The organism is Pseudomonas sp. UBA3149, from assembly GCF_002364655.1.
GTDB classification, from domain to species: domain Bacteria; phylum Pseudomonadota; class Gammaproteobacteria; order Pseudomonadales; family Pseudomonadaceae; genus Chryseomonas; species Chryseomonas luteola.
Genome location: NZ_DEYV01000012.1, coordinates 34,375 through 61,278, shown reverse-complemented (window position 1 = coordinate 61,278; position 26,904 = coordinate 34,375). Strand labels below are relative to the sequence as shown.

19 protein-coding genes are annotated in these 26,904 nt (G+C 57.6%); 6 read left to right on the top strand and 13 right to left on the bottom strand.

Annotation, left to right across the window (positions count from 1 at the left end; all coding sequences use genetic code 11):
- Nucleotides 1-172: 172 nt before the first annotated feature.
- A complete protein-coding gene (locus B3729_RS09710) occupies nucleotides 173-796 on the top strand; it encodes a hypothetical protein (RefSeq protein ID WP_286787750.1) in 624 nt (207 codons plus the stop codon).
- Between the two features lie 57 nt (nucleotides 797-853).
- Here the strand turns inward: B3729_RS09710 and B3729_RS09705 are convergent, their stop codons facing one another.
- The 11 genes from B3729_RS09705 to B3729_RS09655 form a co-directional block, all read right to left on the bottom strand.
- Nucleotides 854-1,786 (bottom strand): glycoside hydrolase family 5 protein, encoded by a 933-nt coding sequence (locus B3729_RS09705; protein ID WP_286787749.1) that lies wholly within the window; start codon nucleotides 1,784-1,786, stop codon nucleotides 854-856.
- 1,034 nt (nucleotides 1,787-2,820) lie between these two features.
- On the bottom strand, nucleotides 2,821-4,566 hold the full coding sequence (locus B3729_RS09700) for a glycoside hydrolase family 5 protein (protein ID WP_286787748.1): 1,746 nt from the start codon (nucleotides 4,564-4,566) through the stop codon (nucleotides 2,821-2,823).
- An 812-nt stretch (nucleotides 4,567-5,378) separates the two neighbouring features.
- Nucleotides 5,379-6,140, bottom strand: coding sequence for an SDR family oxidoreductase (locus tag B3729_RS09695; RefSeq protein ID WP_286787747.1), 762 nt, complete (start codon nucleotides 6,138-6,140; stop codon nucleotides 5,379-5,381).
- 734 nt (nucleotides 6,141-6,874) lie between these two features.
- A complete protein-coding gene (locus B3729_RS09690; protein WP_181123619.1) occupies nucleotides 6,875-7,807 on the bottom strand; it encodes an ornithine cyclodeaminase family protein in 933 nt (310 codons plus the stop codon).
- Nucleotides 7,808-7,897: 90 nt separating this feature from the next.
- Nucleotides 7,898-8,614 (bottom strand): ABC transporter ATP-binding protein, encoded by a 717-nt coding sequence (locus B3729_RS09685; protein ID WP_286787746.1) that lies wholly within the window; start codon nucleotides 8,612-8,614, stop codon nucleotides 7,898-7,900.
- Nucleotides 8,611-9,486, bottom strand: coding sequence for an ATP-binding cassette domain-containing protein (locus B3729_RS09680; RefSeq protein WP_286787745.1), 876 nt, complete (start codon nucleotides 9,484-9,486; stop codon nucleotides 8,611-8,613). Before B3729_RS09680 ends, B3729_RS09685 begins: the two co-directional genes overlap by 4 nt.
- Entirely contained in the window at nucleotides 9,483-10,760 is a 1,278-nt protein-coding gene (livM, locus tag B3729_RS09675; RefSeq protein ID WP_286787744.1) for a high-affinity branched-chain amino acid ABC transporter permease LivM, read from the bottom strand. The genes B3729_RS09680 and livM overlap by 4 nt, the downstream gene beginning before the upstream one ends.
- Nucleotides 10,761-10,764: 4 nt before the next feature.
- A complete protein-coding gene (locus B3729_RS09670) occupies nucleotides 10,765-11,679 on the bottom strand; it encodes an ABC transporter permease subunit (RefSeq protein ID WP_010795894.1) in 915 nt (304 codons plus the stop codon).
- A gap of 99 nt (nucleotides 11,680-11,778) precedes the next feature.
- Nucleotides 11,779-12,900, bottom strand: a complete 1,122-nt coding sequence (locus B3729_RS09665; RefSeq protein ID WP_010795895.1) for a branched-chain amino acid ABC transporter substrate-binding protein — start codon at nucleotides 12,898-12,900, stop codon at nucleotides 11,779-11,781.
- A 279-nt stretch (nucleotides 12,901-13,179) separates the two neighbouring features.
- Entirely contained in the window at nucleotides 13,180-14,460 is a 1,281-nt protein-coding gene (locus tag B3729_RS09660; protein WP_010795896.1) for an NAD(P)/FAD-dependent oxidoreductase, read from the bottom strand.
- A 179-nt stretch (nucleotides 14,461-14,639) separates the two neighbouring features.
- Nucleotides 14,640-16,130 (bottom strand): aldehyde dehydrogenase family protein, encoded by a 1,491-nt coding sequence (locus B3729_RS09655; protein WP_286787743.1) that lies wholly within the window; start codon nucleotides 16,128-16,130, stop codon nucleotides 14,640-14,642.
- A 147-nt stretch (nucleotides 16,131-16,277) separates the two neighbouring features.
- Between B3729_RS09655 and B3729_RS09650 the strand changes: the two genes are divergently transcribed.
- Nucleotides 16,278-17,177, top strand: a complete 900-nt coding sequence (locus B3729_RS09650) for a LysR substrate-binding domain-containing protein (RefSeq protein ID WP_286787742.1) — start codon at nucleotides 16,278-16,280, stop codon at nucleotides 17,175-17,177.
- Between the two features lie 15 nt (nucleotides 17,178-17,192).
- Here the strand turns inward: B3729_RS09650 and B3729_RS09645 are convergent, their stop codons facing one another.
- Entirely contained in the window at nucleotides 17,193-17,552 is a 360-nt protein-coding gene (locus B3729_RS09645; RefSeq protein ID WP_286787741.1) for a DUF5064 family protein, read from the bottom strand.
- A 260-nt stretch (nucleotides 17,553-17,812) separates the two neighbouring features.
- Here B3729_RS09645 and arcD point away from each other — a divergent pair, with 260 nt between their 5' ends.
- From arcD to arcC, 4 genes are read left to right on the top strand one after another with little or no spacing between them, the layout of a single operon-like run.
- Nucleotides 17,813-19,237: an arginine-ornithine antiporter gene (gene arcD / locus B3729_RS09640; RefSeq protein WP_150346534.1), complete on the top strand. Its 1,425-nt coding sequence runs from the start codon at nucleotides 17,813-17,815 to the stop codon at nucleotides 19,235-19,237.
- 14 nt (nucleotides 19,238-19,251) lie between these two features.
- Nucleotides 19,252-20,508 (top strand): arginine deiminase, encoded by a 1,257-nt coding sequence (gene arcA, locus B3729_RS09635; protein WP_286787740.1) that lies wholly within the window; start codon nucleotides 19,252-19,254, stop codon nucleotides 20,506-20,508.
- A gap of 37 nt (nucleotides 20,509-20,545) precedes the next feature.
- Nucleotides 20,546-21,556 (top strand): ornithine carbamoyltransferase, encoded by a 1,011-nt coding sequence (locus B3729_RS09630; RefSeq protein WP_286787739.1) that lies wholly within the window; start codon nucleotides 20,546-20,548, stop codon nucleotides 21,554-21,556.
- Nucleotides 21,557-21,567: 11 nt separating this feature from the next.
- A complete protein-coding gene (gene arcC / locus B3729_RS09625) occupies nucleotides 21,568-22,497 on the top strand; it encodes a carbamate kinase (RefSeq protein ID WP_286787738.1) in 930 nt (309 codons plus the stop codon).
- A gap of 55 nt (nucleotides 22,498-22,552) precedes the next feature.
- Here the strand turns inward: arcC and putA are convergent, their stop codons facing one another.
- Nucleotides 22,553-26,530, bottom strand: a complete 3,978-nt coding sequence (gene putA, locus B3729_RS09620) for a trifunctional transcriptional regulator/proline dehydrogenase/L-glutamate gamma-semialdehyde dehydrogenase (RefSeq protein ID WP_286787737.1) — start codon at nucleotides 26,528-26,530, stop codon at nucleotides 22,553-22,555.
- Between the last annotated feature and the right edge of the window lie 374 nt (nucleotides 26,531-26,904).

Sequence of the window (26,904 nt, the reverse complement as noted above, 5' to 3'; positions counted from 1 at the left end):
ACTCAGCGGGAAGAAACGCCTGTGCGGTGCTCAATGAGGCTAGCAATAATGCGGCACCCCGGATCAATGGGTAAAACGTCATCCGGAGCGTGGACGGATGCTAGCACGTGTCTTTCGGAACGGGTCGGAAATTAGCACGTCCGCCGCCCTCTCTTCATACCAGGAGCACGCCATGCCGCTTTCCGCTGAAGTCCGTTGGTTTTGGCCCGCACTGCCGGGTACTGATCTGATCGACTGGTTTCACCAGTCCGATCTGTGGGATCAGCCACCGGGAGGCGGAATACGCAAGATGCACCACTACCTCAGGGATGCCAGTCAATCCGACCTCGGTATCAAAACCCGTGGAGACTCAACAGTTGAGGTAAAGGGGCTGGTCATACCTGACTGGCATACTCTGGACGTCTCGCCGTTCAGGGGGCCTGTCGAGTTATGGCATAAATGGCATTCCGAGGCCTTGACGCTGACACCGCATCCTACGGTTGCCGTTCAGAAGCAGCGCTGGCTTCGCCTGTTTACGGTCGAGCAGGCCGCTCTGCGTGAAATCGCATTGGATGAAAACGAATCCCCTTACGAAGCCATGCCGTCCGCAGGCTGTACCGTAGAACTGACTCAACTCTGGGTTGATGGCCATGCGGCCGGCTGGACGCTGGGGCTTGAGGCCCTTGGTGATCGGCACGTTCTGTTGGCGCAGCTGAACGCGGTGGCAGCCTACCTGGGTACTCGCTGCCCACCGAGATGGCCTGAGGCTACACGCAACCATTATCCCGGCTGGCTGAAGCAGCAGGTGGAGCCTTGACGTTATCAACAGCCGGGCCCTCCCAACGCCCGGCTGTATAGTCTCGTTGAAGCGGTTTTACCGACCCGGACCGATTGCGGTACAACTGGTGTCGTTCAGATGCTTTCTCAATGTGGGCCACTGCGGACGGCTTTGTCCATTGATAGGCTCGACGGACAGACTGTAATTACCCCAACCCGGACCGGCGGCCCAGTAGGTAGCCGGTACGCAATGCTGCTTGAGGTAGGTCAGCATGTTGTCCATGACCACATTCCAGCGGGAATCGTTATCCGGTACGCCAAACTCTCCAATAAAGCCCTTCTTGTTGTTCTGCTTGAGCCACTCCACAAAGGGCTTCACCCGATTGACGCCAGCCTGAGCAGACAAACTGTCAGCGCTCAGCTGGGTGTAGGAACCACCGCCATCGGCGTCGAAATAGACGTGCGCCTCATAGATCAACTTGTTGATAGGATCCTTCAAGTTTTTGAGAGAGTCGCTCCACACCTGCCACCGTTCGGCGCTGGCCCAGGCATTGCCTTCCACAAAGATCAGGTGAGCCTTGTCAGCCTGCCGGATCCCGTTGATGGCGTACTGCGCCGCTGTAGGCCAGTACGCCACGGCGCCGTTGGGCTCATTCATGATGTCGTAGCCATAAATGGCCGGATGGCTACCCCACTTCTGAGCGATCCGGTTCCAGACATTCTCGAAGCGATAATACGGTACGCTGCTCGTACCGATGATATGGCCGCGATAGCGCGCATAATTATGCAGATCCAGAATGACCCGGATGTTGTATTTGTGGGCATAGTCCAGTGAACGGGAAATCAGTGAGGCGTAGGTCTGATCGAGGGAATATCCCAGCCCCGGCTGAAGCCGCTCCCACAGAATGGGAAAGCGGACCAGCCTGATTCCTCTTGCACTCCAGTTCTTGAAAGTCTCTTCCTTGGCAAAGATATAGTTCTTCTCATTAATACCCGGCAAAACCGTACCTGCAAACTCGGCACCTGCCATATTAAGTCCGACGAGATTAACCTGCTCAGCCTGTACCGCTGTACTTCCCAAAGCCAGTAACGCAGTTAATGAAAGTGCCTTCGATATGCCTCGCGTTATACCAAAGTGTTGGGTTACAGATAAAAAAATCATATTCACCAAATTGCCAGTAACTTTTTTACGCGCGAGCAATGCCCTGACTCAAAAGAGCCATATAAAAAAGTCCCAATTGACCGGCTATATTGTTTTAGCCGACGGTTATTTCATCCTTACGATGAACTTCCCGACCTCAACCCTGAGTGATGGAAGTATTTGCCAGCTAATCATCGAGCTAGCGACAACAATGAACGGCCTAAAAAGCCGCCATTGAGGGCATGCGTATCGGTGAACAGGCATTGCCCGCACAGTCGAAACGCAACTATTTGCCAATACCAGGAATGGCGAATAATGAACGGGGGGTATGAAAACGCCCGCCGAGAGGTATCGCATGGCATCGAAAACGCAGGACATTCAGTGCCCGCCAAGCCTTTTACAGCACGTTGGCTGACCCGAGAAATACCTTGCGCAGGCCAATATCGATACAGGGACCGGTCCTGGGAAAACCCAGCCAGCATGCGGCCTTTAGCCATCATCCGGGTCGTGTTAACCGGGGGGACGCAACCATAAGCGTTTGCGCTGTGATCAGGGCGACCGCTCGTCGAGAGAAGGGAAATTTATCTACTGGATCAAGGATTTAGATCTGAACCCAAAAGGGCCCGACAGCAAAAAGCCCGGACCAGTAGGCCGGGCTTATGCACTTGTAACCGTATCGACTGTTAAAACGGACCGTACGATGTACAGCTAGCGGTGTTAGTGTACTTTTCAGCGTCCCCAACCGGGCTGGCTGCCCAATAAGTGGCTGGAACGCAATTCTGCTTCAAATAGGCCAGCATGTTATCCAAGAACAATTTGCCCTAAGGCATCGCCTTACCAACGTAAGGAAAACGCCTGGGATGAAGAGTCGGACTTAATAAAAACGGGGACTTAAACGTCCCCGTTCTGTGTTCCCGGATCGGTTACTGGCTAACTACCGTCAGCGCGTTTGGATAACCAACGGCGGAACCGTTGAGAAGCGTCGGGGTGTCCAGGAAAACACTCATGTTGCTACCCACCATCTGTACTGACTTGATCTTGTAGACCTGCCCATTGGCCAACCGTACCGAAGCACCGGTCTTGAAGGCTGACGTGTTGGCTGTCGTTGCCGGAAGCGAAATCGCAGCCGCCTTGCGCATGACACCGTTCAGCCAATCAGTATTGGTGAAATTGTTCATCGTACTGGTCGCAACAACGGCCGGAGCGGTTGGCGCAGGCGTCGGTGCGGGTGCATTCGGGGCTGGCGTCGGCGCAGGGGTAGTCGCCCCCGTACCTGCCGCGTCCGCCACGGTCAGCTTGTTCGGGTAACCCACAACGGCGCCATCCAGTGCCGAGCTGTTTACCCAGACGCTCATGTTGCTACCTACTACCTGAACGGACAAGATTTTGGTTACGAGGCCATTCGCCAGACGTACCGAAGTACCTACCTTGAATGCTGCCGTGTTGCCTGATGTCGCCGCTACGGAGAAGCCTGCTGCCTTTCTGTATACACCGTTGAGCCAGTCTGCATTGGTGAAGTTGTTGATAGCGCTCGAATAGCCTGTGCTGGTTGAAGGCACGGTGGGTGTCGGAGCCGGAGTAGGCGTCGTCGCAACCGGTGCCGTGAACGGGCCAATCGCTGTACAGGTAGTGTTATCGATGTACTTCTTCAGGGTCGGCCACTGAGGACGATCCTGCCCATTGATCGGCTCGACCGACAGGAAGTAGCTGCCCCAGCCTGGACCTGCAGCCCAGTACGTAGCAGGAATACAGTTCTGCTTCAAATAAGCCAGCATGTTGTCCATGAGCAGATTCCAGCGCGGATTGTTATCCGGTACACCGAACTCGCCGATCATGCCCCTCTTGCCATTTTTCTTCAGCCACTCCACGAACGGCTTCACACGCTCGACGCCGTAGTTGGCGTCCAGCTTGTTCACGTCGATGGCGGTGTAGTTACCACCGGCATCCTCGTCAAAATACGAATGCGCCTGGAAGATCAGGTTGTTGGACGGATCCTTCAGGTTCAGCAGGGAATCGTTCCACCATGGCCAACGGGTCGCTTCGGACCAGCCGTTACCTTCGATCATGATCGGCTTGACCTTGTCCACCGAACGAACGCCATTGATGCCGTACTGAGCCATGATGGGCCACTGGGTCATCGAATCATGCGGCTCGTTCATGATGTCATAGGCATACAGGGACGGCTGGCCGCTCCAGCGCTGGGCGATCAAGGTCATGATCTGCTGGTAGTGGTTGTAGCTCACGTTACCCGTACCAATGATGGTGCCGCGATACATGGTGTAGTTATGCAGGTCCAGGATGATCTTCATACCGTATTTGTTGGCATAGCCGAACGTACGGTCGATCAGCGCGGTATAGGTAGGGTCCAGTGCGCCACCCAGGGTCGGCTGCAGGCGCTCCCAGATGATGGGAAAGCGGATCAGCTTGATACCCTTGGCGTTCCACTGCTGGAAATAGGATTCAACCGGGAAGATGTAGTTGGTACCGTCAATACCTGGCAATACCTGGGCAGCAAAGCCTGCACCTGACAGGTTTAAACCTACCAGATCAACCTGTTCTGCATGTACAGCAGGGCTGGCCAAGACTACGGCAGCAGCCAACGGAAGAACTTTCTTAAAAAAACGGGTAGAACTGATTTTATTTAAAACAAAAGAAGCAGAAGTTTTCATCTATTCACCAAACTGCTAGTGTTTTTTAGCACGAGCGTTCCATAGCCCATTATTGAAGGGCTGGCGCAACAGTCGCGTTTCACGTTGAGTTGTATTTAGGCCGAGCCAATAACTGGCACGGGATTAACTTCATCCTTCCGAATGAACTTCCCTGCACTCAACCCTGAGCTATGGAAAGTATTTGCCGGTCAAAACCAGCAGCAACAATAAACAGCGTACTAAACCGTTATTGTCGGGCATTGCACTCTTATGAACTTTTTGCAAAATGCGAAAAGTTCAGTCGGCAATGAAATGCCAATACCAGGAATGGCGATGAAAACATTCTTCTTTAAACTAATTAACTGTGCCTTATTAATAATTATTAAACTTAATAAGGCTTCAAAAGTTGAATGTTCCCGGTGACCCTAACGCGGCGTCACGTCAGTACTTATTCAAGGGGCGTGCCAATTACCAAGAAACAGGCCAGCCAAAGCGATGACCGTTCGTCGCCCGTTTAATTGAGCGCCTCAAGGAAGAGGTTTAGCGAGGAGATGGAAGAAAAGAAGATAACCGGTTACTAAGGCCATTGAGCCGCAACCCATGATGGCATTATGGTTATTCCTGACGCTATTACTGCGTCATCATTCTGGCATTCTGCTCCTATGTGTCAGAATGCTGACTCCTTGCCAGCATGAGACGAAAAGCTCTTTCAAAAAGACCTTGAGCGTATAAGCTCTCAAGCATGGGACACGCCAATAAGCGGCGCTATATCGTTTCAGCTGTATCGACAGCTATCGTAGACGGCAGAGACATACTCTGCCGTCATTATGCTGTCACTCGCTTCGATGAATATTGAACCCGTTCCAGGCTTGGCAGGTCGCCATAAGCTCGATCCGATTGATATTGACATGCTTGGGCTGGTTCAAAGCCCAATGGATCGACTCGGCGATATCATCCGGTGTCAGTGGGTCAGTTCCGGCATATACGGCGTCGGCTTTGCTCTTGTCGCCACCAAAGCGCACCACGGAGAACTCAGTCTCGGAAAGCCCCGGCTCGATGTTGGTCACACGGACGCCTGTGCCCTGCAGATCGCAGCGCAGGTTCAAGGTAAACTGTTTGACGAACGCCTTGGTAGCGCCATAGACATGGCTACCTGGGTACGGCCAGTTACCGGCAACCGAGCCCAGATTGACGATGCCAGCGCCCGCACCGTAAGCGATCAGTCTGGGTAATAACAAGCGCGTGCAATACAGGACACCCTTGATATTGGTATCGACCATGGTGTCCCAGTCATCCAGATCGCATTGCTGAGCGGGTGTAGTACCCAAGGCCAGCCCCGCATTGTTGACCAGACCACGCAGGGCCGAAAACGCTTCAGGCAACCCGTTGACTGCCGCCTCGACAGCTGCACGATCCCGAACGTCCAGCACAATCGGATGCACCTTGGTGTGCGCAGAAAGCTCTTCTGCTAACGCGCTCAGGCGATCCTCGCGACGGCCAGTAATGATCAGGGACCACCCATCCTTGGCAAAGCGGCGCGCAGTAGCCGCGCCAAAGCCGGATGTTGCGCCGGTAATGAACAAAGTCGAAGTCATCGATGCAGCTCCTTGAGGTCGAAAGGAAATACCCGGAGAGTAACGCACTCTTTGTCGCTTGAGGCGGTACAGTTATAGCGAAACAGCTCTAAAATCAGCTATTGGCATCCTGGTTGTTTTTTGATCGACCTCTCAAGAGCCAGACAGTATAAGGGCTGTGTACAACCATTCAGATGTTATTCACAGGCTTACTCGCGTTAACCGTGCATAACGTTGAACCCAGCGATTTCTGCATGAAAAACCTGGCGTAGCGACCCTAGGAGCGTGGATAAACGGACGTACTCCAGCGTTGATCATTTTTTGAGCATGCCTCTAGAGAGACGGTGGTACATGGCGTCTGGCCATGTACCCCAAGGTTATACACAACCTTGCTCGCCGAAAACGTGTATAAAACCAGCATCCTGCATTTGAAAATAACCGCTCATTTTTTAACCAATTCTCGCTAGGCCTTGCCACATGCGGCTTGCGTGGAGTCTTCCAAGTGTTATCAACAGGCTTGCTCATATTATTAGTGGGTATGTTGATAACTATCTGAGGTTGGTTACTACTACCCTCTGTACGATTGATCAAAAAGTAACCATCTATCTGTAAGCCTTATATTTTAAGGGCAGCAGACAGGTATCCTAGGGTTATCCACAAGGTGCTCCACGTGTAACGTGGGTAAGTCAGGACCTTGGCCCAATAGAGCAGACTTTAACTGCTAAAACATGGCGCTAAAGGGTGTTGTTCACAGGTCACATGTTATGCAGTAGGTACTGCGCAGCTAGCAGATCTTCTACCGCATAGCCTACGGATTTGAACAAGGTAATTTCCTGGTCATCGCTGCGTACGCCATCCCCTTGCAGAACGTGCCTCAATTCTGTGTTGAGATCGCTTTCCTGGATCACGCCATCACCAAGCGCGAACAGTAAATCGCCTGCCTCCTCCAAAGCACCCTCGCGGGTATCCACTACGATGCGTGCCCGCGCAACGGCTGCTGAATCGGTCTCACGCATAGAGGGAAGAAAGGCACCGACCAGGTCCAGGTGGCAACCGGGGGTGAGCCACTCGCCCAACACCAGCGGCTCTCGAGAGGTGGTAACACACGTAACCACATCGGCATGCCCTACGCTCTGCGCCAGGTTATCGCTTGCTGAAACCGGATAGCCCTCCCCCTGCAGGCGCTCAGCAAGGGCTTTGGCCTTGCTGTAATCACGCCCCCAGATTTCGATCCGGCTGTAATCACGCACAGCCGTATGGGCACGCACCATGTGGGCAGCTAGCGTTCCCGTACCTACGATGGTCAGGCTCAACGCATCCCGCCGGGCCAGATAGTCAGCCGCCAACGCTGACGTGCAGGCGGTACGCCGAGCTGTCAGTTCCGAGGCTTCCATCAAGGCCAGGGGCTGGCCTGTCACATCATCAAACAAGGCAAACACTGCCGCAACCGAAGGCAGATCGCGTTGGCTATTTTCCGGAAACACAGTCACCAGCTTGACGCCAATGCCCTGCCCTTTCTGCCAGACCGGCATGTTCAACAGCGATGCCTGTCCCTCGGGTAGCGCGTAAGCCTGCCGGTTGGGTGCAGTGCCAGGGTGGGCCAAGCCACTGCGAAGCGCATCGATCAGCCCGGCATAATCCAGAACAGCGGCCACCTCAGCATTGGTGAAAAAGCGGATGGATGACATGGGAACTCCCCTGTTGGAAACACATACTCGACGGCACGCGGCAACGGCCTGCGTCAGTACCATGGAGCCTGACGCAGGCTGAACGGCGGCTTAATGGCCGCCCAGGTAGGCTTCGCGCACCTGAGGATCAGCCAGCAGTTCCTGGCCGCTGCCCGTCATGCGGATCTCTCCCGTCACCATGACATAAGCCCGGTTCGATAAACGGAGCGCATGGTTGGCATTCTGCTCGACCAGAAAGATCGTCATGCCGGACTGCGCAAGCTCACGCAGGATCTGGAAGATCTGCTTCACCACGATAGGCGCAAGTCCCAGGCTTGGTTCATCAAGCAGCAGCAGCTTGGGTCGGCTCATGAGGGCCCGGGCAATAGCCAACATCTGCTGTTCGCCTCCAGACATAGTCATGGCCCGCTGGTTACGCCGCTCCTTAAGGCGCGGAAACAGCTCGAACATACGTTGCATGTCCTCGTCCACGTGCTTGGTGCCTATGGGGATGGTGCCCATCAGCAGGTTCTCTTCCACACTCATATCAGGAAAGACATGTCGCCCTTCCGGTGATTGCGCGATACCGTTGGAAGCAACGAAATGGGCGCTTTTCTGGGTAATTTCCTCGCCTCGGTAGATGATCTGTCCGTTACGCGCCCGCGGCTGTCCAAATATGGACATGAGCAAGGTGGATTTGCCCGCCCCATTGGCACCAATCAGGCTGACCGTCTCACCTTCGTTGATATGCAGCGAAACGCCCTTGAGCGCCTGGATCGGCCCGTAGAACACGTCGACGTTTCTGAATTCCAGCAAGGGCGTAGTCATGCCACCTCCTCCTCATCCGCGCCCAGGTAGGCGGCAATGACCTTCGGATTATTCTTGATCTCATCCGGCAGGCCCTGGGCAATCACATTGCCGTGGTCCAGCACGACGATATGATCGGAAATGCTCATGACCATGCCCATGTCGTGCTCGATCAAGAGCACAGTGATCCTGTGCTCGTCACGCAGGTGCCTGATGATGGCTGACAGTGACTCGGTTTCTGCGGGGTTGAGGCCGGCAGCGGGCTCGTCCAGGCAGATCAGCTCGGGCCGGGTGCACATGGCGCGGGCGATCTCCAGACGGCGCTGCTGACCGTAGGACATTTCCCCAGCAAGGCGGTTGGCGCACTCGGTCAGCCCCACCACCTCCAGCCAGTAAAAGGCTACATCGAGTGCCTTTTCCTCTGCCCGACGAAAACCCGGCGTATTGAAGACGCCCGCCAGCAGGTTGCGATTGACCCACATGTGCTGGGCTACCAGCAGATTCTCGACCACGGACATTTCCTTGAACAGGCGAATATTCTGGAACGTCCGTGCAAGGCCGGCACGGTTCACCAGGTGCGTCCCGCCAAACATCTTGTACCAGAGGCGACTGCCGAACTGGGCAGGGTTGACGAAATCGGTGGGCTGAAACGGCTCCCCCATGATTCTGCCCACGTCCGTTTCGCGCCCGTCAGCGTTGCTTAACACGATACGGCCATCGGTGGCCTTGTAGAATCCGGTCAGGCAGTTGAAGACTGTAGTTTTGCCCGCCCCGTTGGGACCGATTAGGGCAGTAATGGAATGGCGGCGAATGCTGAAGGCCACATCGGAAAGCGCCTTGATCCCGCCGAAACGCATGCCCAATCCGTCAACGGTAAGAATGTTGTCGCTCATGGCGCTACTCCCTTGCGAATCGCGAATCCACTGCGGCTGATGCGGATCAACCCGCGTGGGCGCCACATCATCATCACGACCATCAACACACCAAACACGAGCATGCGGATGTCGCCGAACTCACGCAGCACCTCGAACAGCAGCGTCATGACAAAGGCCGAAATGACCACCCCGACGGTCGAGCCAAGCCCGCCGAGCACCACAATGGCCAGCACCAGAACGGACTCGAAAAAGTTGAACGAGGCCGGGTTGATAAAGCCCTGGTAGGTAGCGAAAAACACCCCGGCAATCCCGGCGGTGGACGCACCGATCATGAAGGCGGAAAGCTTGACCAGAACATGGTTAAGGCCCATGGCGCGGCAGGCGATCTCATCCTCGCGCAGCGCTTCCCAGGCGCGGCCAATAGGCATGCGGGTAAGGCGATGCTTGATATAGAGCACCAGCAGCACGATGAGGAATAGCACGCTGTAGATGAAGATCATCGTGGCGTTGGGGTTGTAGGAGATTCCCAGCAGCTCATGGAGAGGCACGCCGCCTTCCTTGGCCCGCCGACCGAACTCAATACCAAAGAACGTAGGGGACGGTGCTGAAATTCCATTGGGGCCGTTGGTGAACTCCAGCCAGTTGTTGAGCACCAGACGAATGATTTCACCAAAGCCCAGGGTCACGATGGCGAGGTAGTCGCCGTGCATCCTGAGCACCGGAAAGCCAAGAATTGCCCCGGCCACCGCAGCCATGACTGCAGCAAGGGGAATCATCGTCCAGAAGCCCAACCCCAGGTATTGGTAACCCAGCGCCAGCCCATAGGCACCGATGGCATAAAAGCCGACATAGCCCAGGTCCAGAAGACCGGCGAGCCCGACCACGATGTTCAGCCCCAGGCCAAGCAGCACGTAGATCATGCACAGGATGACCACGGTCAGCCAGTACTTGGTGGCCAGGAAGGGAAAGATCAGCGCGACCAGAATCACGACAGGCAGGATGTACCGCAGATTCGACTTGTGTTCGGGCGGCAGCACATGCACGCCCCCATCGTTGCGCTTGAACGACTCGATCCAGGTACGTCCCCTGGACGTCTGGCCGAACAGGCTGAGCAGAAAACGCCCCGCCATCACCACCGCCACCATGATGCCGACGCGCTGAGGCTCCAGGTTGAAGCCATAACCGTCGAGCACAATACCTACGATGGGCCCGAACAGGATGAGCGAGACCAGCCCGACCATGAAGGTATCACGCAGGATGACCTTGAAATCGAAGGAAGAAGTCTGGGTCATAGCATCACACCTTCGCCACGTGCGGCTTTCCAAGCAGCCCCTGGGGCCGGAAGATCAGAATCAGCACCAGTAGCGAGAAGCTGAAGACATCCTTGTAGTCGCTGTTCACAAGACCCGCGAATTGCGCCTCCGACACGCCCAGAATGATGCCGCCCAGCATGGCGCCCGGCAGCGAGCCGATGCCGCCTAACACCGCCGCAGTAAACGCCTTGATACCAATGATGAAGCCGGCATAGAAGTCGAACGTGCCGTAGTTCATGGTAATCAGTACACCGGCCAACGCCGCCATCGCAGCACCGATGATGAACACGTACGAGATCACCCGGTCGGTGTTGATGCCCAGAATCTGCGCCATCTTGCGATCCTGCTGGGTCGCGCGACACATGCGGCCCAATGTGGTCTTCTGGATCACATAGGTCAAAAGGCCCATGCCCACAATGGACGCAACGATGATGAAGATCTTGGTATAGGTGATGATGACGAAGCCTTCACCGATATGCAGGCGCAGCGCCCCATCGAGCAGCGTTGGTACCCCTTGTTGGCGGGCGCCTTGGGCCAGCTGCACATAGTTTTGCAAGATCAGCGACATGCCGATGGCCGAGATCAGCGGCGCAAGGCGGGTGGAGTTACGCAGCGGTTTGTAGGCGATTCGTTCGATTGCCCAGCCATAAAGGCTGGTCACCACTACACAGAAGATAAGCGTGCCCAGGATCAGCACAGGAAAGGAATGCAGGCCGAAAAAGCTCAACAGGGCAATACCGATGGCTGCCAGATAGGCAGACACCATGTACACATCGCCGTGAGCGAAGTTGATCATGCCAATGATGCCGTACACCATCGTGTAACCGATGGCGATCAGCCCGTATACCGAGCCCAGGGTCAGGCCGTTGATGAGTTGTTGCAGGAAGATACCGTCCACGATGTCATTCTCGCGCAAGCGGTTGAGTAAAGACGCGCCAGGACATCACCTCCGGCTTGGTCAGCCGGAGGTGAAAGACGCATGAACGCAGAAAGGGAATCAGGGCAACTGGTTGTATTTGCCTTTATCGTCCCACTCGTACATTACGTAGTCGGAGACTTTGAGGTCGCCCTTGCCATCCCAGGACTTTTCACCCAGAACGGTAGGAACGGTGTGGCTCTTGAGCCATTCGGAGGCGGCTTCGCCATCCGTGCTGCCGGCGCCCTTGAAGGCAGCCGCCACGGCTTGCAAAGAGGCATAGGAATACAGCGTGTAGCCTTCCGGCTCATAACCCGAGGCGCGCAACTTATCGACTACGCTTTTACCGGCCGGGCTTTTCAGCGGATCGGCACCAAAGGTCATCAACACCCCCTTGGTATATTGCGGGCCACCGGCGGTCGTTACCATGTCAGCCGAGACGATGCCATCACCTGAAACAAACTTGGCGTTTACGCCCTGCTCTCGCATCTGGCGGACCAGCGGGCCAGCTTCGGGGTGCAGACCGCCAAAGTAGACGACCTCGGCCCCAGAGGAGCGAATCTTGGTTACCAGGGAGTTGAAGTCCTTCTCACCGCGTGTCAGGCCTTCATAAAGCACTTCCTTCACGCCGCGCTTGGCCAGCTGAGCTTTCATGGCATCCGCCAGGCCCTGGCCGTAAGCATCCTTGTCATGGATAACAGCTACCTTTTTCGCCTTTAACGTATCCACGATGTAGTTGGCTGCCACGACCCCCTGCTGGTCATCACGGCCACACATACGGAATACGCCTGCCAGACCGCGCTCGGTGATTTGTGGATTGGTTGATCCAGGCGTGATGGAGATTATTCCTGCCTCATCGTAAATCTCTGACGCTGGCAGCGTATTGGAGGAGCAGAAGTGGCCGATCACCGCCTTGACTCCCTCGGAATCGACCAACCGGTTAGCTACCGCTACCGCTTGTTTGGGCTCACAGGCATCGTCGCCCTGTACCAGTTTGATCTTTTCACCATTGATACCACCCGTGGCGTTAATGTCCTCAGCCGCCAGTGTTGCACCTTTCCAGAACTGCTCTCCGTAAGCGGCGTTAGCGCCAGTAAAGGGACCTGCAACACCGATGATGATATCGGCCTGAGCCAAAGCGGAAAACGAAAGAGCTGAGCCAATTGCGAGAGCCAGAATGCCTTTTCTGTAAATCGTCGACATGGGAGATTTGCTCCAGAGGGTTAGGTTGGCCCTCTCCAGACAGCAATCCACATGCCAGCGCTCTGATATCGTTAAAAATCTTCAAAATCATAGGTTTTTGTGAAAAATCAGAGAATTTTGTAAGAAATCGGCGAAATGCTCCGCCAGCCTGCGACTAAAGCAGCGCTTGCCTATGTATAAGGTCACTCACGAAACATCGTTCAGGACAGCGAAACGGCCTAGATGCACTGTCCTGATCTTGTCATCCTCACCTCTTGCACCAATAAGTAACACTATGAGTTACACCACAATTCGCAAACACTGCCCCGCGTGATAAAGACTAAAACCGGCTTCGTAGAGCGGGCTTCGCCATTGCCCTACCGGGTTGTGATCCCAGGGGACAAAGGGCATCGGTAGCACTTCGCTGTCACCGCTGCACAAGTAATGGGCAAAGGCCTTGCCTACAACGGTACCGGTCGTTACACCGCGCCCGTTATAACCGGTCATGGCGAGCAAACCGGGTGCCGGTTCGAACAGGCGCATCAGATGATCAGGCGTAAACGCGATGCATCCTGTCCAGGTGCATTCCCACTCGACCTTGCCAAGCGCAGGGAAATAATGCTGCTGAATGCGATCAGCCCAGGCCTCGATGAACCAGCCCGGACGGCTCGCCATATTGCCCAGGCTGCCCAGCAACAGGCGTCCCGCTGCATCGCGCCGGATACTGCTGAGCACCGTGCGGGTATCCCAGGAGCCCTGCGCGCCGGGCAGGATAAAATCGGCTTCAGGCCCCAGCGGCCTGGAGGCGACCTGATAGTAATACCCCGGAAAGAATTGATTGCGCAGGGTAGTCCACTCGCCTTCGGTATAGGCGTTGGAAGCGATAAGCACCTGCTCGGCCAGCACAGCCCCTTGCCTCGTCACGACGCACCACTGTGAGCCCTGACGCTCAAGACGAGTAACCGGTGACTGCTGATGGAGCTGAACGCCCTGCGCTAATGCCGCGCGGGCCAGCCCAAGGCTGTAGCCCATCGGGTTGATCGTGCCGGCACGGCGATCCAGCAGCGCGCCGGAGACATGCGCCGTGCCACAGGCCTCGATGCAGGCAGTACCGGTCAGCAATTCAACCGGTGCGCCTCGCCGTTGCCACTGCTCGGCGCGGCGTTGCAGGTCAGCAAGGCCCTTGCCGTTATGCGCCATGTGCAGTGTGCCCTGGTGCTGCGCCTGGCAATCGATGCCGTGGCGCTCGATCAGGGAGAAGACCTCATAGGGTGCGTTCCCCATGACTTTGAGCAGCTTTTCCCCTACCGCGGGCCCAAGCGTAGCGACCGCCTCGTCCGGTGGAATCCACATACCGGCATTGACCAGCCCGACGTTACGGCCGGAACCGCCATGCCCCACTTCATAGGCTTCCACCACCACCACACGCCTGCCCTGCTCCGCCAGATGCAGGGCCGCCGAAAGCCCGGTAATGCCTGCACCGATGATGCAGACATCAGCCCTGGATTCGCCTTTCAAGGGTGGTGCATTGAGGGTATTAGGTGACAGGGTTTCCCACAGACATTGCTGGCGGAGCGGCATAGGTATTCCTTCACACAATGACGATATGAACCGTTAACCTTGAGGGTGAGGGTTTCGATGGGTATCGCCAGGGCCCAACCCATCCTACGAGACCGTACCGGCAGTCCCGCATCAACACCCTACAAAACTACCCGGTAGGGTGGATTGAGCGCAGCGATACCCATCACTTAAATCCCACCTCAATCAAACACGATCCCCTGCGCCAATGGCAGCTCGCGGGAGTAATTCACCGTGTTGGTCTGGCGACGCATGTAGCTCTTCCAGGCATCGGAGCCGGACTCGCGGCCGCCGCCGGTTTCCTTCTCGCCGCCAAAGGCGCCCCCAATCTCGGCGCCGCTCGGGCCGATATTCACGTTGGCGATGCCGCAATCACTGCCCACCGCAGACAGGAAAGACTCGGCCTCGCGAATGTCCGTCGTGAAGATGCAGGACGACAAGCCTTGTGGCACCGCATTGTTCATGGCAATGGCCTCGTTGAACTCACGGTAAGTCATCACGTACAGGATCGGCGCAAAGGTTTCAGTCTGAACCGACTCGCTCTGCTCGGGCATCTCGACGATAGCCGGAGAGACGTAGTAACCGTTCGGGTACTGGTCCGCCAGTTGGCGCTCGCCTCCAAAAACAATACCGCCCTCTCCTTTGGCCTGTTCCAGACTGCCTTGCATGGCCTGGAAGCTTTGCGCATCGATCAGCGGGCCGACCAAGTTACCTTCTAGCGGATGGCCAATGCGTACCTTGGCATAAGCAGATTTCAAGCGAGTCACCAGCTCATCTTTGATCGACTCATGGGCAATCAGGCGGCGCAGTGTGGTGCACCGTTGACCGGCCGTACCCACAGCGCTGAACAGGATGGCGCGAACTGCCATGTCCAGATCGGCACTGGGCCCAACGATCATGGCATTGTTGCCGCCCAGCTCCAGCAGCGAACGGCCAAAGCGAGCCGCCACACGTGGCCCCACTTCACGACCCATACGGGTGCTGCCGGTGGCGCTGACCAAGGCCACGCGTGGATCATCCACCAGCGCTTCACCGCTGGCTCGGTCCCCTACGATGACCTGGCTCAGGTAGTCCGGTGCATCGCCAAAGGCTTTGACGGCGCGTTCAAACAGCGCCTGACAGGCCAATGCCGTCAGCGGCGTTTTTTCCGAAGGTTTCCATACCACAGAGTTACCGCAGACGATGGCCAGGGCGGTGTTCCATGACCAGACCGCCACCGGGAAATTGAACGCACTGATCACGCCCACGACACCCAGCGGGTGCCAGGTTTCACGCATGTGATGACCAGGACGCTCGGAAGCGATGGTCAGACCGTACAGCTGGCGGGACAGGCCGACGGCGAAGTCGCAGATATCGATCATTTCCTGCACTTCACCCAGCCCCTCCTGCGTGATCTTGCCCGCTTCCCAGGACACCAGCTCGCCCAGGTCGACCTTGTGCTTGCGCAGCTCTTCGCCCAGCAGGCGGACCAACTCACCGCGACGTGGCGCCGGTACGGCGCGCCAGGCCTGGAAAGCCTTGTCGGCCCGGGTGATCTTTTGCTCCACCTCGGCGGCGCTTTCCAGCGTGACAGCGCCAAGCTGGCTGCCGTCGATAGGCGTGAACACGGCATGGTTGCCGTTCTGGTAAAGGCTTGGGTCAACGCCGAGACGGCTGAGCAGTGCATCAATCATGGCTGGCTCCTTAAGTCATTATGGGTTCAGTATTAGCCGGGAAGCGGCTGCTCAACAAACGACCTTTGCTCGGTTTATCATTCCTTTTTTTCATGAACGTTCTGCACGCAGCCTTAAACCTGCGCGCCGACTCAGGTTGGAGCTGTCATGTCCCGTCGCCACATACCCTCGATCACCGCCATGCAATGTTTCGAGGCCGTGGCACGGCACCTGAGCTTTACCCGTGCCGCCGAGGAGCTAAGCCTGACCCAGAGCGCGGTGAGCAAGCAGGTGGCTCAGCTCGAAGAACAGCTAGGCCATCCGCTTTTTCGACGCGTACGCCAGCGGTTGCAGATGACTCCAGCCGGCTCGCTGTACCTGTCTGAAGTCAGCAAGATTCTCACGCAGATCGAGATGTCGACCCATTACATGCGCTCCTATGGAGGTGAAACCGAGGTGCTGCGTGTAGCAACGCCTCCGACCTTTGGCGAGCGCTGGCTAATCCCACGCCTCAAGGGCTGGCGGCTACAGCATCCGATGATCCACCTGGACGTGCGTCATGAAGTCAAGAATATGGATGTCAACGAGCCGGCCTGTGACGTGGCACTGTTCGCCGGCCAGGGACGCTGGCCCGGTGCTGAATGTATTCCGTTGATGACTGAGGACATGGTGCCGGTCTGCGCACCTGGTCTCTGGCCCGAAGGGCACCTGAGCGATCCGACGCAGCTGGCCGATTACATTCTGCTCCAAAATGCAGCTCGCCCCGAGGCGTGGCACGAATGGTTCCAGAGCCAGGGCCTTCACACTGAACACAGCTACCACGGGCCGCGCTTCGATACCTTTACCATGTGCATCCGCGCGGCGCAGGTGGGCTGCGGTGTCGCCCTAGTGCCACGCTTTCTGATCGACGAGGAGCTGGCCGAGGGTAAGCTGGTCATTGCCTGGCCGCACAGCATGACCAGCCCACATACGTATTATCTCGGCTATCCCGAGCATGCCGCGGAAGTCCCCAAGATCCGAAAGTTCGTCGCCTGGATACGCGAGCGGATCGATACGCCTATCGTATGAATGATAGGCCACCCATCATCCCCGGCTCAAAAACCACTCCAGGTCCACCGGGTCGCCCGGCTCGAGCTGCAGACGCTGACGCAGATCGTCGAACAACGGATCGTAGTCGTGATGCCAGGAAAAGACGCAGGCCGTACGCGGCGCCAGTCCATAGCCCCGCAGGCGGCGGCTGATCACTGACAGAAAATTGCAGGCCACATCGCGGCGCAACTCGAACGTTTCGCGGACGGTCTGCTCACCTACTGTACCGTTGAGGTCGAACCGTACGACCTGTTCGCGCGACGGAGGCGTCACCACATAGGTCAGGCTCAGGCGAAAGGCTGGCTGTTGCGGGTTACCCAGCCGCTGCACGTCAAGACGACCCGGCTCGTACATGATCTTTCATTCCTTCCGCCGCTTGGCAGATTGCGTTCACGTCAGACCGTTTGGCGGTCCTCTGGCTAGCGTAATGGATCTGCACGGCCAAACTATTTGCCGCAGAGCACTTCATTGCTTCAGGTCAATCCACAACGATCTATTGAGGCATTGATCTCCAATAGCGCGTGTTCAAACAATCGTTCGTCTCCTTGATCCAGGTCATTGGCCATTTTTCCTGCAGGTTCCTAATAGGCTCAAACCCGTAAGGAAATGCCGTCATGACCACAGCACAAACACAACAGTTAAGGCTGGGCGCGCTGACTGCCCTCGTCGTGGGATCGATGATCGGGGGCGGCATTTTTTCACTGCCGCAAAACATGGCCCAAAGTGCCGGCGCGGGCGCCGTGCTGATCGGCTGGGCCATTACCGCTGTCGGCATGCTGACCCTGGCCTTCGTTTTCCAGACCCTCGCCAACCGTAAGCCCGAACTGGATGCCGGTGTCTACGCCTACGCCAAGGCAGGGTTCGGTGACTACATGGGCTTCTCCTCCGCCTGGGGTTACTGGATCAGCGCCTGGCTCGGCAATGTCAGTTACTTCGTGCTCCTGTTCAGTACGCTGGGCCTTTTCGTTCCGGCGTTTGGCGAGGGCAACACGCCGCTGGCCATCCTGTGTGCCTCGGTCGTCCTGTGGGGCGTACATTTCCTGGTCCTGCGCGGTGTACATGAAGCCGCCTTCATCAACCTTGTTACCACAATCGCCAAGATCGTTCCGCTGGTGATGTTCATCGTGCTCGCGGGCGTAGCGTTCCGTCTGGATATCTTCACAGCGGACTTCTGGGGCACACCGGATTCAGGCAGCGTCATGAACCAGGTGCGAAACATGATGCTGGTGACTGTGTGGGTCTTCATCGGGATCGAAGGCGCCAGCGTGTATTCCGCACGTGCCGAGAAACGCCGTGATGTGGGCAAGGCAACCGTGATCGGCTTTCTTGGCACGCTGCTGCTGCTCGTGCTGGTCAACGTCCTGTCGCTGGGCGTCATGAGCCAACCGGAACTGGCCGGACTCAAGAACCCCTCCATGGCAGGCGTACTGGAGCATATCGTCGGTCATTGGGGTGCGGTATTGATTAGCGTAGGGCTGGTGATCTCGTTGGCCGGGGCCTTGCTCTCCTGGACATTGCTCTGCGCCGAGATTCTCTATGCGGCCGCCCGCGACAACACCATGCCGCGCTTTCTGCGCAAGGAGAACGCCAACCATGCGCCCAGCAATGCACTGTGGCTGTCCAATGGGCTGATCCAGCTGTTCCTGGTGATTACCCTGTTTGCCGCCAGCACTTACACCAGCCTGCTGTACCTGGCCACTTCCATGATTCTGGTGCCGTACTTCTGGTCGGCAGCCTATGCCCTGCTGATCGGCGTACGAGGCGAGTCCTACGAGGCTGCCTCCCGTGAACGCAGCAAGGACCTGATCATTGCCGTCATTGCCACCCTCTACAGCGCCTGGCTGCTCTATGCCGGCGGCATGAAATACCTGCTGCTTTCCGCCCTGCTCTACGCCCCTGGCGCAATCCTGTTCGCCAAGGCCAAACACGAGCTGGGCCAGCCCGTTTTCACCGCTGTTGAAAAATTGATCTTCGCCGCCGTCGTGCTGGGCGCTGCCATAGCAGCCTACGGTCTGTACGCCGGCTTCCTGACCCTGTGACAAGGAGAACAGACATGACCGTTAACTCAACCCCGCTCGGCGTGCATTCGGAAGTCGGCAAACTGCGCAAAGTACTGGTCTGCTCGCCCGGACTGGCCCATCAGCGCCTGACCCCCAGCAATTGTGACGACCTGCTGTTCGACGACGTGATCTGGGTAAATCAGGCCAAGCGCGATCACTTCGACTTTGTCACCAAAATGCGTGAGCGTGGGGTGGAAGTGCTGGAGATGCACAATCTGCTCACCGAGACCGTGAGAAATCCCGAAGCGCTGAAGTGGATTCTGGACCGCAAGATCGTACCCAATCAGGTCGGCATAGGCTTGGTCAACGAAACCCGCGCCTGGCTCGAAAGCCAAGAGCCCCGCCATTTGGCTGAGTTCCTGATTGGTGGCGTGTCCGGCTCGGACCTTCCCGACACCAGCGGCAGTGAGATGGTCAAGATGTTCCGGGATTACCTGGGCCACTCCAGTTTTGTATTACCACCCCTGCCCAACACCCAGTTCACCCGTGATACCACCTGCTGGATCTACGGCGGCGTCACGCTGAATCCGATGTTCTGGCCAGCCCGTCGCCAGGAAACACTGCTGACAGCGGCCATCTACAAGTTCGCTCCAGAGTTCGCCAATCAGCACTTCGACATCTGGTATGGAGACCCGGATGTGGACCACGGCCTTGCCACCCTGGAGGGCGGCGACGTCATGCCTATCGGAAAAGGCATATTGCTGATTGGCATGGGCGAGCGCACCTCGCGGCAAGCCATTGGCCAACTGGCGCAAAACCTGTTCAAGGCAGGCGCAGTGGAGCGGATCATCGTGGCCGGCCTCCCCAAATCACGTGCGGCCATGCACCTGGATACCGTGTTCAGCTTTTGCGACCGCGATCTGGTCACTGTCTACCCGGAAGTCGCTAATGCCATTGTGCCGTTCAGCCTGAGGCCGGATGAAAGCAAGCCGGGCGGTATCGACATCCGCCGCGAACCCAACCCCTTCCTCGACACTGTGGCTGAAGCGCTGGGCCTCAAGGCGTTGCGCGTCGTGCTGACCGGTGGTGACAGCTACGAAGCTGAACGCGAGCAATGGGATGACGGCAACAACGTGGTCGCCCTGGAACCCGGCGTTGTGGTCGGCTATGACCGCAATACTTACACCAACACCCAGCTACGCAAGGCGGGGGTTGAAGTCATCACCATCAGCGCCAGTGAGCTTGGCCGGGGCCGGGGCGGCGGCCACTGCATGACCTGTCCGATCGTACGTGACCCTGTCGATTACTAATCCCACCCGCCCCTACCGGAACCTCAGGAGAAATCACATGGCTTTTAACATTCGCAACCGCAACCTGCTCAGCCTGGCCCACCATACTCCGCGGGAGATCCGCTACCTGCTGGACCTCGCCCGCGACCTCAAGCGCGCCAAGTACACCGGCAACGAGCAGCAGCACCTCAAGGGCAACAACATTGCTCTTATCTTTGAAAAGACCTCGACCCGCACCCGCTGCGCCTTCGAAGTAGCCGCCCATGACCAGGGCGCGCACGTCACTTACATCGACCCGACCTCCTCCCAGATCGGCCACAAGGAGACCATGAAGGACACCGCCCGTGTGCTTGGCCGCATGTATGACGCCATTGAGTATCGCGGCTTCAGCCAGGAGACGGTGGAAGAGCTGGCCAAATATGCAGGCGTGCCGGTGTACAACGGCCTGACCGATGAATACCACCCCACCCAGATGCTGGCCGACGTGCTGACCATGCAGGAAAACAGCGACAAACCGCTGCATGACATCAGCTACGCCTACCTGGGCGATGCACGCAACAACATGGGCAACTCACTGCTACTGATTGGCTGCAAGCTGGGCATGGACGTACGCATCGGCGCGCCAAAGGCGTTGTGGCCACACGAAGACTGGATCAAGGAGTGCAAGGCCATCGCCGAGGAGACTGGCGCACGCGTTACATTGACTGAAGACCCCAAGGAAGCGGTTCAGGGCGTCGACTTTGTGCATACCGATGTCTGGGTGTCCATGGGCGAACCCGTGGAAGCCTGGGGTGAGCGCATTCAGCTGCTCCTGCCTTACCAGGTCAACAGCGAGCTGATGAAGGCGACCGGCAGTCCACGGACCAAGTTCATGCATTGCCTGCCTGCCTTCCACAACGCTGAAACCAAGGTTGGCAAGCAGATTGCCGAAAAATACCCGCACCTTGCCAATGGTATCGAAGTGACCGATGACGTATTCGAGTCGCCCGCCTCCATAGTGTTCGAGCAGGCAGAAAACCGGATGCATACCATCAAGGCCGTTCTGGTCGCTTCTCTCGCTGACCTGTAAGGAGTCGCACCATGCGTATCGTCGTCGCTCTGGGGGGTAATGCCCTGCTTCGTCGAGGCGACCCCCTTACCGCTGAGAACCAGCGGGAGAACGTCAGGATCGCCACCGGGCAACTGGCCAAGATCGTGGACGGCAACGAGCTGGTCATTGCCCATGGCAATGGCCCCCAGGTCGGGCTGTTGGCCCTGCAGGGTGCAGCCTATACGGATGTAAGCCCCTACCCTCTGGATGTGCTGGGCGCGCAGACCGAAGGCTCCATTGGCTACATGATCGAGCAGGAGCTGGGCAACCTGCTTCCGTATGAGGTACCGTTCGCTACGCTGCTGACTCAAGTAGAGGTGGATGCTGCCGACCCAGCGTTCCAACATCCCACCAAACCTATCGGCCCGGTTTATAGTCGGGAGCAGGCCGAACAGCTCAAGGCGGAAAAGGGTTGGGCCATTGCCGCAGATGGCGACAAATTCCGCCGCGTGGTAGCCAGCCCCCAACCCAAACGCATCTTCGAGATTCGCCCGATTAAGTGGCTCCTGGAAAAAGGCACCATTGTCATCTGCGCAGGCGGCGGCGGGATTCCCACCTGCTATGACCACCACGGACGCCTGAAAGGTATCGAGGCGGTCATCGACAAGGATCTCTGCTCATCCCTGCTGGCGCAGGAGCTAGACGCGGACCTGCTAGTGATTGCCACTGACGTGGACGCAGCCTATATCAAGTGGGGCAAGCCCGACCAGAAAGCGATTGCCCAAGCCCACCCCGAGGCCTTGGAAGCGCTCGGGTTTGCGGCAGGCTCCATGGGACCCAAGGTCCAGGCGGCCTGCGAGTTTGCCCGTAAGACCGGAAAGACGGCTGTCATCGGCTCGCTGTCGGATATCGAAGCCATCACACAGGGTCGCGCCGGAACACGGGTCACAGTGGCGGCGGAGGGCATCCTGTATCGATAAATCCTGCAGAAACGAAAAGGCCCGGATCAACCGGGCCTTTTCATGAGCGGAGCACTCAGCTGATGGTCATCAGGCTAGCGTTACCGCCGGCTGCTGCGGTGTTGACGCTTACCGCGCGTTCGATAAGCAGACGCTCCAGCGGAATCGCGGTTTCGCCCTGGGACAATCCCTGAACGCCCACGATCGGACCGCTACGCTGGGCTGCCTGCTGGCAGACCTGACGCAGCTGATCGGAGTCACCGTGATGCAAAATGGCATCGAAGTGTTCCTCGTCCTTGGTCCAGTCGGACGTCGTCTGGATACGAGCCTGAACAGCCTTGGGCAAACGACCACGCAACGCACGGGACAGATCGTTCTGCACCCACAGCGCGGTGCTGCCGACTGCCAGTACCGCTGCCAGCTGGGCCATTAGATCCGTCTCGTCATCCGCCAGACAGAGCACACGCTCACGTGGCAGCAGGCTGTAGGTGTTGCGCTCACCCGTCGGACCGGCCAGCAAGCGAGTCACACCACTGACGGTCTGCCTGGCAAATGCCTGGCACAGCTCGACCAAGCTGGTGTTGTTCTGCTCGCTTGCCCACTTCTGCAATGCTTCGAGCGGCTTGCCCTGACGCTGCTCCATTTGAGTACGCAGGGTCAGGTCAGACGGACTTTCCTGATCGTCACGGGCAAACGCCTGGGCCACTCCGTCTACCGGACGGGTAGACAGGAGGCGGTACAGGTACACCGGACCACCGGCCTTCGGACCTGTACCGGACAAGCCTTCGCCACCGAAAGGCTGCACGCCGACCACTGCGCCTACCATGTTGCGGTTAACGTAGAGGTTGCCCGCCTGGGCCTTTTCCACAACCTGGGCAATGGTTTCGTCAATGCGGGTATGCACACCCAGCGTCAGGCCATAACCCGTAGCGTTGATCTGATCCATCAGGCGGTTCAGGTCCTGACGGGCATAGCGCACCACGTGCAGCACCGGACCGAAGATTTCACGCTCCAGCTCGTCCAGGCTTTCCAGCTCGATCAGCGTTGGCATCACAAAGGTGCCGCGATGAGTCGCGCCATCGTTGTTGCGTGCAATCTGGTAAACCGTACGGCCTTTGGCGCGCATGCCCTGGATGTGCTTGTCGATATTGGCCTTGGCTTCGGCATCGATCACCGGGCCAATGTCTACCGGCAGGTTATCCGGATTGCCGATGCGGCACTCAGCCATCGCCCCCTTGAGCATCTCAAGAATGCGATCCGCCACGTCTTCCTGCACACACAGGACGCGCAAGGCGGAGCAGCGCTGACCGGCGCTGTCGAACGCTGATGCCACGACGTCGGTTACCACCTGCTCGGCCAGTGCCGAGGAATCCACGATCATTGCGTTCTGGCCACCTGTTTCAGCGATCAGCGGAATCGGACGGCCATGGGCATCCAGGCGACCGGCAATGTTGCGGGAAATAATGTTGGCGACTTCGGTCGAACCGGTGAACATTACGCCTTTCACACGCTCATCGCTGACCAGTGCCGAACCTACGGTATGCCCCTGGCCTGGCAGCAATTGCACCACGCCTTCCGGCACGCCAGCTTCCAGCAGCAGGCGAACGGCCTGAGCCGCGATCAGTGGCGTCTGCTCGGCAGGCTTGGCCAGAACGGTATTACCCGCCGCCAGCGCAGCCGCAACCTGACCTGTAAAGATCGCCAGCGGGAAGTTCCACGGGCTGATGCAGACCACCGGCCCTAGCGGGCGGTGGGTGTCATTGGCGAAATCACGACGCACCTGGGCGGCGTAATAGCGCAGGAAGTCCACGGCCTCGCGCACTTCAGCAATGGAATTCGCAAAGGTCTTGCCGGCTTCACGAACCAGCAGGCCCATGAGTGGCTGAATTTGCGCTTCCATCAGGTTGGCAGCGGTTTCGAGCACGGCGGCACGCTGGTCCGGCGGTGTGGACTGCCAGATCGGTGCAGCAGTCAATGCACTGTTCAGCGCATTGTCCACGTCCTGGACGCTGGCGTTCTGCACATAACCCACCACATCACGGTGATCGGCCGGATTCTGGATGGCCTGGGGAATGCCTACTTCAGCCGGGCAGCCCAGCATGGGCGCTGCACGCCATTCAGTATTGTTACCCGCCAGCAAGGCGCCTGACAGCGACCCCAGGCGGTGCTCATTGGCCAGGTCGATACCGCTGGAATTCAGGCGGCCTTCGCCATACAGCTGACCCGGCAGAGGAATACGCGGATGCGGCAAGCCGAGGGCCCCTTCCTGCGCAGCAATCTGCTCGATCGTTACGACCGGATCGGCCACCAACTCTTTCAGGGAGATGGAGTGGTCGGCAATACGGTTGACGAACGAGGTGTTCGCGCCATTTTCCAGCAGGCGACGCACGAGGTAGGCCAGCAGGGTTTCATGCGTTCCCACCGGTGCATAGATGCGGCACGGGCGGTTCAGCTTGCCATCGGCCACCTTGCCGACGACCTGCTCGTACAGCGGCTCGCCCATGCCATGCAGGCACTGGAACTCGTACTGGCCGGGATAGTAGTTCTGACCTGCGATCTGGTAGATCGCCGCCAGGGTATGGGCGTTGTGGGTAGCGAACTGTGGGTAGATCACTTCTGGCACGGCCAGCAGCTTGCGCGCACACGCGATGTAGGACACATCGGTATACACCTTGCGGGTGTAAACCGGATAACCTTCCAGACCTTCAATCTGGGCACGCTTGATCTCGCTGTCCCAGTAGGCGCCCTTCACCAGACGGATCATCAACCGGTGACGGCTGCGGCGCGCCAGATCGATCACATAATCGATCACGAATGGACAACGCTTCTGGTAGGCCTGGATGACAAAACCAATCCCATTCCAGCCAGCCAGGCTGGACTCGAAGCACAGGCGCTCCAGCAGATCGAGGGAAATTTCCAGGCGATCGGCTTCTTCGGCATCGATGTTGATACCGATGTCGTACTGCTTAGCCAGCAGGGTCAAATTCAGCAGGCGCGGATACAGCTCGTCCATGACGCGCTCGTATTGCGCACGGCTGTAGCGCGGATGCAGGGCGGACAGCTTGATGGAGATGCCCGGGCCCTCATAGATGCCACGGCCATGAGAGGCTTTGCCGATGGAGTGAATGGCCTGCTCGTAGGACGCCAGATAACGCTGGGCGTCTTCTTCAGTCAGCGCCGCTTCACCCAGCATGTCGTAGGAGTAGCGGAAGCCCTTGGCTTCAAGCGCGCTGGCATTGGCCAGGGCTTCGGCAATGGTTTCGCCGGTGACGAACTGCTCGCCCATCAGGCGCATCGCCATGTCCACACCCTTGCGGATGACCGGCTCGCCGCTTTTGCCGATGAGGCGATTGAGCGAGCTGGAAAGACCCGCCTCGTTGTGGGTGGAGACCAGCTTGCCCGTTAGCAACAGCCCCCAAGTCGCTGCGTTAACGAAGAGCGACGGGCTGTTGCCCAGGTGTGGCTGCCAGTTGCCCTTGCTGATCTTGTCGCGGATCAGGGCATCACGGGTGCCCTTGTCCGGGATACGCAGCAGCGCTTCGGCCAGACACATCAGCGCCACGCCTTCCTGAGAAGACAGGGAAAATTCGCGCAGCAGGCTCTGGACCATGCCGGAGCGGCCACCAGTGCCCTTCTGGTTGCGCAGCTTTTCAGCAATGCTGTACGCAAGCTTGTACGCGGCATCGGCAGTAGTTGCGGGGAGACGCGCCTGCTCAAGCAGCATGGGCACCATCTCTTCTTCCGGACGGCGATAGGCGGCCGTCACGGCAGAGCGCAGCGCAGACTGCGGCAGGATGCTTTCGGCAAATTCAAGGAATGGCTGATAGACCGGATCAGCCAGGGCTTCTACTACTTCGTTGTCACCTTCGCCCAGTCGTGCCGCAATATTCTGCAACTCGTCGACACTTACACCTTTTTCCAATGTCTCCAGGTACGTGTAGATTGCCTGTTTGATCAACCAATGGGGTGTACGGTCGATAAGGCGAGCGGCCTCTTTCAAACGTTCACGGGTGGCTTCGTCGAGTTTCACGCCTAGCGTAGTAGTAGTTGCCATTGAACAGCCTTTTTTAATTGGAAGTGCTACACGGTGGCGGCAAGCATAGAGGCTACCTCTGCATGGTGCAACCAGGTGCAACCCAGGAAACCGACAAAGGCGCAACCGTCTGTCTCTTGACTGCCGGAAGACGCCGCCTCATCTCGTTAGAACCTGTCTACATCAAGGCTTCAAGCCTGCCAGTACAAAATAGCTTGCTCACTCTTGCGTTATGTTGATTTGCCGCTTTTATGCTGAGCCAGACGAGCCGCAAAGGCCGGGTTGCACCTAAGCCTGCTTTGACATTCTGGAAAGCACTGGTGGTAGCGACAATACCCCTACGATGTATAAGAAAATACGTGACTTGTATATTGTCTGCCCGCATTATTCGATGA